This is a genomic window from Succinivibrio dextrinosolvens, assembly GCF_900116345.1.
Lineage (GTDB): Bacteria > Pseudomonadota > Gammaproteobacteria > Enterobacterales > Succinivibrionaceae > Succinivibrio > Succinivibrio dextrinosolvens_B.
Genome location: NZ_FPAH01000075.1, coordinates 1 through 6,806, shown reverse-complemented (window position 1 = coordinate 6,806; position 6,806 = coordinate 1). Strand labels below are relative to the sequence as shown.

Annotated in this window: 6 protein-coding genes; all 6 read right to left on the bottom strand. The window is 39.2% G+C overall.

What is annotated here, in order from left to right; genetic code table 11:
- The coding region (locus BM308_RS12960) for a hypothetical protein (protein ID WP_218152575.1) at positions 1-1,514 on the bottom strand (1,514 nt) is incomplete at its 3' end.
- A 56-nt stretch (positions 1,515-1,570) separates the two neighbouring features.
- Positions 1,571-1,924, bottom strand: a complete 354-nt coding sequence (locus BM308_RS12955; RefSeq protein WP_074945786.1) for a hypothetical protein — start codon at positions 1,922-1,924, stop codon at positions 1,571-1,573.
- Positions 1,925-2,101: 177 nt separating this feature from the next.
- Positions 2,102-2,293: a hypothetical protein gene (locus tag BM308_RS13255; protein ID WP_143098629.1), complete on the bottom strand. Its 192-nt coding sequence runs from the start codon at positions 2,291-2,293 to the stop codon at positions 2,102-2,104.
- 97 nt (positions 2,294-2,390) lie between these two features.
- Entirely contained in the window at positions 2,391-3,485 is a 1,095-nt protein-coding gene (locus BM308_RS12950; RefSeq protein WP_074945784.1) for a tyrosine-type recombinase/integrase, read from the bottom strand.
- Positions 3,469-4,482: a tyrosine-type recombinase/integrase gene (locus BM308_RS12945; RefSeq protein ID WP_074945783.1), complete on the bottom strand. Its 1,014-nt coding sequence runs from the start codon at positions 4,480-4,482 to the stop codon at positions 3,469-3,471. The genes BM308_RS12950 and BM308_RS12945 overlap by 17 nt, the downstream gene beginning before the upstream one ends.
- Positions 4,479-6,533 (bottom strand): tyrosine-type recombinase/integrase, encoded by a 2,055-nt coding sequence (locus BM308_RS12940; RefSeq protein ID WP_074945781.1) that lies wholly within the window; start codon positions 6,531-6,533, stop codon positions 4,479-4,481. Before BM308_RS12940 ends, BM308_RS12945 begins: the two co-directional genes overlap by 4 nt.
- Between the last annotated feature and the right edge of the window lie 273 nt (positions 6,534-6,806).

Here is a 6,806-nt window from a genome sequence, read left to right as displayed (position 1 = left end):
CGATTCTTTGGTATTCCCAGCTGACTAAAGAATGTGGCAATTGAAACTATAAGTCCTGTGGAGGCTTTTGATTTCAGAAACAGAGGGGAGAAAGAGAAAGCCTCAGAATTAAAGAGTACAGGGGAAATAACCTCATTATCGTTTCTGTCTCTGATTAAAATATCCTTAAGGGTACAGTAACTGTGGGCTGCATAAGTATCATTTTTAATAGTCTTATATTCTGCTCGTCTTTGTTTCTGTTCACTTGCATCTGTCGTCTCCGTGTTTTCTGTCTGTTTTAGAGGTGACATTGTCTTTTCTTTTGTCTTTCTTTCCCCATCACAGACTTCTGATAGAGCGCAGTCTAATGCAGTTTTATTTTTCTCTAAAGCTGTACTTTCTTCTTTTTGGGGATTTCCCTGTCCCTTTCTTTCTTCCTGCTTATGGATTTTTTCTATGATTTCAAAATTGGTTATACATGCAGAATTTAGCTGTGAACTTTCACCACATTCTGGACAGGTAATTGTATACACTGGACTTAATAAGGTCTTTAATTCCATGCGTCCGTTACAAGGTGTTACGCAGGTATTGTAGCGGTGAGGACTTTGTTTGATGAGAAATTTCTGAAAGCTTCTGCAATGAGGACATTTCATTTTCAGCTCAAAGCCGTCAGGTAATTTTATGATCCCTACAATTTCGGTGCTGTCATCAAGTCTGTACAGTTTCTGTCTGGCTCTGTCATGCTGTACTTCACCATCTCTTCTGCTGCAGGATAGAGAAGTCTTTTCTAAAAGCTTATGACTGTTTTCTAATAGTTCAAATGTATCTTGTGAATGCTTATTCGTCAGCTCATCTCGCAGAAAATCTAAAGTTACCTCTTGTGCCTGAGTATTTGTGGCCTGTACTTTTGCTTTTTCTACAGGGGCCTTGTTTGAGGTGACTTCTATTCCCTCATTTAAGGTGTCATCAGTAAACTCATCTTCGATATCGTGATCATCAGGAGTACTTGCCGTCACTTCGCATTCAGACTGCAATTCCTTTTTACCTGCCGCAATTGCATTTGCATCATCCTCATCAGGCTCTTCTTCATTCCTGCCATGAGTCTTCTCACTGGTTCCAAGCCCCAGAGAACGTGTCTGATGATACTGTAAGGTGGCATAGCAGCGAGTTAAGGTACTTACAATATTCTGGTAGTAATTCTCAAGGCCAATGTAGTCATTGACTGCAGGGAAAGGGATTCTCTTTAAAAGTCTGTTATAAACAATTGAGTTTTCCTCTATAGTTCTGAGGATATTGATATGAACCGTCTCCATATTATGCTTATGGATGGTGAGCTTCTGATTGTCCGAAGTCAGTTTGGCGATACGGTCTTCATTCTTGAGTTTGTCTGCAAGCAGTGTATTGATGCGTCCCTGCATGTTGGACACATCCTGATCGTGAGATTTCTTTAGTTGAGAATTCTCCTGCTTAAGCTTTTCATTCTGAGCCAACGCCATTTGCAGCTGGCGTTTTAACTCTTCTACCGTATCTGCCATTATTATCCTGATCCGTTAAATCTTTGTTGATTTTAACAGTTCTAAAAAATTATTACCTATTTTTGAGAGTAACAGAGCTCTTCTCTGATCCTGTTGATTCTCCTGTTAAGAGAGCTCAGTTCTGAATTTGCTTCATTAAGTTTATTTCTGAGCTCCGTAATTAAGGCATTCTTTTTAGTAATTTCGTTTTGTGCTTTTTTGTAAAGATGTTCATAGTTAACCTTACTATGATCACTATCAGCTGTAATCTTTCTTTTCTTGGTTTCAATAATTTTTCCGGTATCCGGATCTAATTTGCCAATCAGTTTACGGATTGATCTGGGCTGTTTCAATTCCTTATCCCAGTAAGACTGATTTTCGTACACATAGGTGACACCAGTCTTTTTGTTTCTGACATAGACTAATCCCATTATTATCTCCATATACTATAAGCTCTTTTTATTATATCACTATGTAATAATTGCATATAATCTAATAGTTATAAATATGATTAAAATCACTATTATATAAAATATAAAAGGGTGGATTTGGAATGTTGTATATAGTTTATAACTATCAATAACTAGTTATAAACATATTGATAATAATTAAGACAGATGTGATTCTAATAGAAATTTGCTGACAGCGTGCTGATATTCTCCGCTTATGGTGCCATCAGTTAGCAGGCGTTCAAGCTGTTCTCGATTTAAGCTCCTTGGTACCAGATTTTCATCCAGCATGATTTTAAATCGGCCCTGGTTCAATATCCTTGTGGTACAGTCAACACCTGTCTGATCCACGTGTAAGAGAAACACCACATTTTAGAAAACACGAAATTTTGTTACAGAATGGCTTTGTAATGCTAAATGTCATCATTAAATGTGGTGTTTTATCTTACTATGGGGTTAATCCACAGGCAACAAGCTTCTTCTTCAGTTCATCCTCTGTATAGTTTACTTTGGCATTCTTCCATTCGTCAGGAAAGTCGCATTTTTCCACGGCTTTTCTTAGCTGTTCTTCTGACGGAGTTGCATAGATTTTTGTAGTTTCTATACTCGAGTGCCCAATAAAAGCAGAGACTATCTCGATAGGAGTATTCTTCCTGTAAAGAGATGTTGCCTTACTACGCCTAAAAGCATGTGGGTGTATACGCTTGGGAATAGTTGGATCTTTATCACGAGCTAAATTTGCAGCCTGATTTACTACAGTCTCTACTGTCTTAACGGTTAAAGCTAGTGGCTTTCCCTTACGTATACTGTAAAAAAGAGGCGTATCTGGTGACGATGACTCATGGAATACTCTGAGATAAAACTTAAGAACCTCTGCGGTTTCTTCCTTGATTGGCGTGTAACGCTGCCTTTTTCCTTTCCCCATGACATTGAGCCTGTATTTACCGTCAATGTTGAGAACATCCTTTACCTTTAGAGCTGTGAGCTCAGAGGCTCTAAGAGCACATTCATACAGTATAAGCAATATCAATGCATTGCGTTTTCCTTTTTCAGTGGTGATAACAGCCTTAAGCATTGATGTTATATTGTCCTCTGTCAATAATGTTTTCTCCTGCTGTATCACTTTCATCTTTGGGATCTGTTTAAGCCTGAGGTATATAGTGCAGGCCTTAAAACAAAACTCGGACACAAATAAAATATAGCAGCGCAGATGTGACAGTCGCAGATTGCGTGTAGCTGCCGAAATTTTGTGTTCGGTGATTTCATAATTCAACCAATCCCGGATAAAATCAGAAGTGCAGTGTGAAATACTGAATACGTCTGGTCCTAATCCTCTGACTTGCCAGGCGTAACGTACTAGCAGACTCAGAGAACTGGTAATGGAATTTATGGTGAACTTGCTTCGTTGCAATCTCTTCAGTTCTACATTTAGGTATCTGAGCGTGTGCTCACAGAAAAGTGGTATTTTTTCATTCTGTGATACTTGAGAGGCTCTCTCCATATAAGCCCCCATTAGAGCTTTTTCACTAGTTGTTAAACGCATCTCTCACCTCCTGAGGGATCACATCATCAGATTCCATAATGAATCGTTCTACGGCCTGACCATTTTGACTGACGCTGTGGTAGTAATAATAGGTATTTGCAACAGAGGAATGACCTAGGCTCTTGCTCAGTACTGGTAACATTTTTTTGAAATCAATACCTTGAGAGGACCATAGGTCAACGATGTGCACTGTGTAGGCATGACGAAGACAGTGAGGAGTAATCAAATCTCCTTCACAACTATTTTTAAAACATTTTTTCCACTTGCGCTTGAGCCATTTTTCAAATGTTTCCCTTAAAAATCTTCCTTTAGCATTTCCTGGGAAAAAGTAAGTGCGTTGAGGGATCCGCTGTTCCATTGCATTGTCATATTCACGTAGAAGACTAGCTAGCCCCTCATCAAAAGCTACGATACGATTTTTATTGTTTTTGGAGCAGCGAATGTAAAGTGTGCAATCAGTAAATCTTACCTCGTGTCGTTGTAAATCCAAAGCCTCACTAATCCTAAGACCAAGTAGAAATAGCAATCTAAAGACCACAGCATAACTGACGGCATACTTCCAGTTCTTTATCTTCTCCACACAAGTTGCCTCAGCATCGACAAACCTTGCAAATTTCTTCAGTTTTTCGACAGTCGGTATGATTGTTTTTTTAGGATTTGATCTTCTGAATTTTCCTTTTGGTGGCAAGTAGCAATCGATACCCTGTCTTAACAGAAAAAATGCAAAATATCTAATACAACTGTTTATATTATGCAGGTAAGAGCCACTTACTCCTCTATCAGCAACTTGCTCCATATAGGCATCAAATGCTTCCCGACTAAGGAATCCGTCATCAAAAGTACCTTCTACCAGAAAGGTATCGAACGAATGAAGCGTTAATGCGTAATCGTTGCAGTCAGTGTCGTGCGTACGGCGCCTGTTCTCTATGCATTCCTGCATCTTTGCCCCGAGTTTAGAGCAGAATTTGTAGTTCCTGTAATAATGCTCGGCTTTCATTTCAGTACCTCCAGCCCCATTTCAAAGCCAGTAAACGGATAGCAACACTGCCTTAGCATTTCGGTGTCCGTGCTGATGTAGGCATGGACAGTATTGGCATCAGAATGCCCCAGACATTCAGCAATTTCCTCAAAGTCAGTACCAGCCTTTAGCAATAAGGAAGCAAAAGTTCGCCTCATTTGATGGAGTGTAAAGTGTTCGCAGTTGAGTGAATCCACTGTTTGACGTATTACAGGAGTACTCTTGATCCTGCAGTGCGGTGCGTTAATGCGTAACATAACACGATCATTTTTGTAATTACTGCGGGTAGTTGAAAGGTATTCGTACAGAGCATTGAGTACTGTTGATGGAATTGGGAGCTCTATAAAACGACTGGTTTTGCGTTGCACAAAACGCAGGACCTGCTTTTCTACGTCTATAGAGTCAAATCGCAAGTTTACTATGTCAACCGACCTCAGGCCCATATTTAGAGCTAGCTTGAAGGCTAATGCAACACGCTTACCACTTTCACCATTAGCATCTTTACAAAAACGGTATACTTCCTGTAACTGTTCATGGTTCAATGTTTTTACTAATTGCTCGTGTTGCCGTGACTGAACCGGAACAGCAAGTGGCAATGAGTATCTGACAATATCTTTCTCTGCAAGATATAACAAGAACAATCTTACACTACAGTTAATATCAGCTTTGTATGATGCGCCTCCAGGATTACAGTCTCGATTGAAATCATGGATTAGTTCCGTCGTTAGCTCTGCAAATGAGCATATTGCTCTAGTGTCAAGATATCTTATAAGATACAGTAACTTGTACTGCTCCTGTTTTATTGAACTCTCTCCAAGACCATCTTTTCTGCGCTGTTGAAAAAATCTCAGGCAAGTGTCCTCTGCCCAAGATGGAAACTTAATGTTACATTTAAGCGCACAATAACGCTCCTCCAGAATAACGTCTGGTTTTATAGATTCTCCTAGCGATAGTTTATGAGCAAAATACAAAGCAGTTCTGTAAGTCCCTTTTCGCTTGCTTCTAATTGATAACCTGGAGCACCACCACAGTGCACCTGCCAAAGAAAAACAAAAACCGTGTTCTATTAAAAAAAGGCTATGTAATTCAATTCCAACCATGGCACACGATATCGTTTTGTCTTTATATCCAAGTTTCAGAAAAGTCATGCGAACCTCATTTCTGAGAGCATAAAATTCATCAGCTGACAGGTGTCCATCAGGATAACCTGATAAATCCATGTTATTAAGAAGGTAGATTTTTGGAAAATTAGTTAAGAAAGCAGCAAGTAAACATCCTTTGATGATGTTGTTTTGGGAGAGAAAAGTAAAAAAAGCTGAGAAATGATAACATGCCGTACTGGCAACCATGCATTTTCTGAATTCTCTAACATGCGACGGGATAAGCTCACTGAAAGATTTTATTCCATAGCGCCTGACTAGTATTCTAACAGCAACTAATGCTTGCACCATCCTGGTTTTGTGACACGTGATTGAAGAGTAGATTCCTCCTTTTTTCTGTACTTCACCGTATTTTGTAATAACATCCAATGCCCATTCAGGAATAGGAAGACGACTCGGTTCTTTTTCAGTCAAATCCAGAAAGTCGTTAGCTGCGGTTATACCGCCGAAGAGCCTTTCTATTTCACTAAATAGATCTGCATGTTCACCTGACAGAAACAGATTTCGGTATATACTTGTAGGTAATTCTCCTAGTGCAGTCAGCCATAGTACAATCCTTTTCAGAACACGGACATCATTACGATATTTATTATGACAATTATTTAGGAAATTTTTAACAATCTCCTCTGATACTTTTGAGATTTCGTTACACCCGTTTGACGCAGCATATTCTACAAGGCCAAGGAATACTGACCTTGCGAGTGCATTTATTTTTCGACAGCCAAGCTTTGTACGACCAAGATAACAAGCAATGTATCTTTCTGCCCACGCCGGACATTTGTATTTAGAGCTCTTTATAACGATATCTTTCGAAACATGATTGGATGATCTTGTAATTTTGCACCACTGATCTTTTTTTCTATGCCTCACTGATCTTGTCTTTGATCATCAAAAATATTCACAACAAGCACCATTAGGAAATCCCTGTCTAAAAATTTTCTAAACTTTAGTTATGAGGTACAGAATTATGTTCTGTTGAATTGGTTTGTATATGTGAATTGAGGATTAACCACGGTCTCCCCCTTTGTTTTCGCCGACAAAAAGAGACCGTGGCTGACAAAAAGTCATGTTTATAGTACCACATCAGCTTTATGGTGTAGATCTCAAGTCGAGTTTATATCCAAAATTTGAGCTCACTGTCCA

What these genes read in the sequence shown, in the direction of transcription:
- BM308_RS12955 (WP_074945786.1), bottom strand. Translation starts at nt 1,924, where the DNA reads ATGGGATTAGTCTATGTCAGAAACAAAAAGACTGGTGTCACCTATGTG.
- BM308_RS12945 (WP_074945783.1), bottom strand. Translation starts at nt 4,482, where the DNA reads ATGAAAGCCGAGCATTATTACAGGAACTACAAATTCTGCTCTAAACTC.
- BM308_RS12950 (WP_074945784.1), bottom strand. Translation starts at nt 3,485, where the DNA reads ATGCGTTTAACAACTAGTGAAAAAGCTCTAATGGGGGCTTATATGGAG.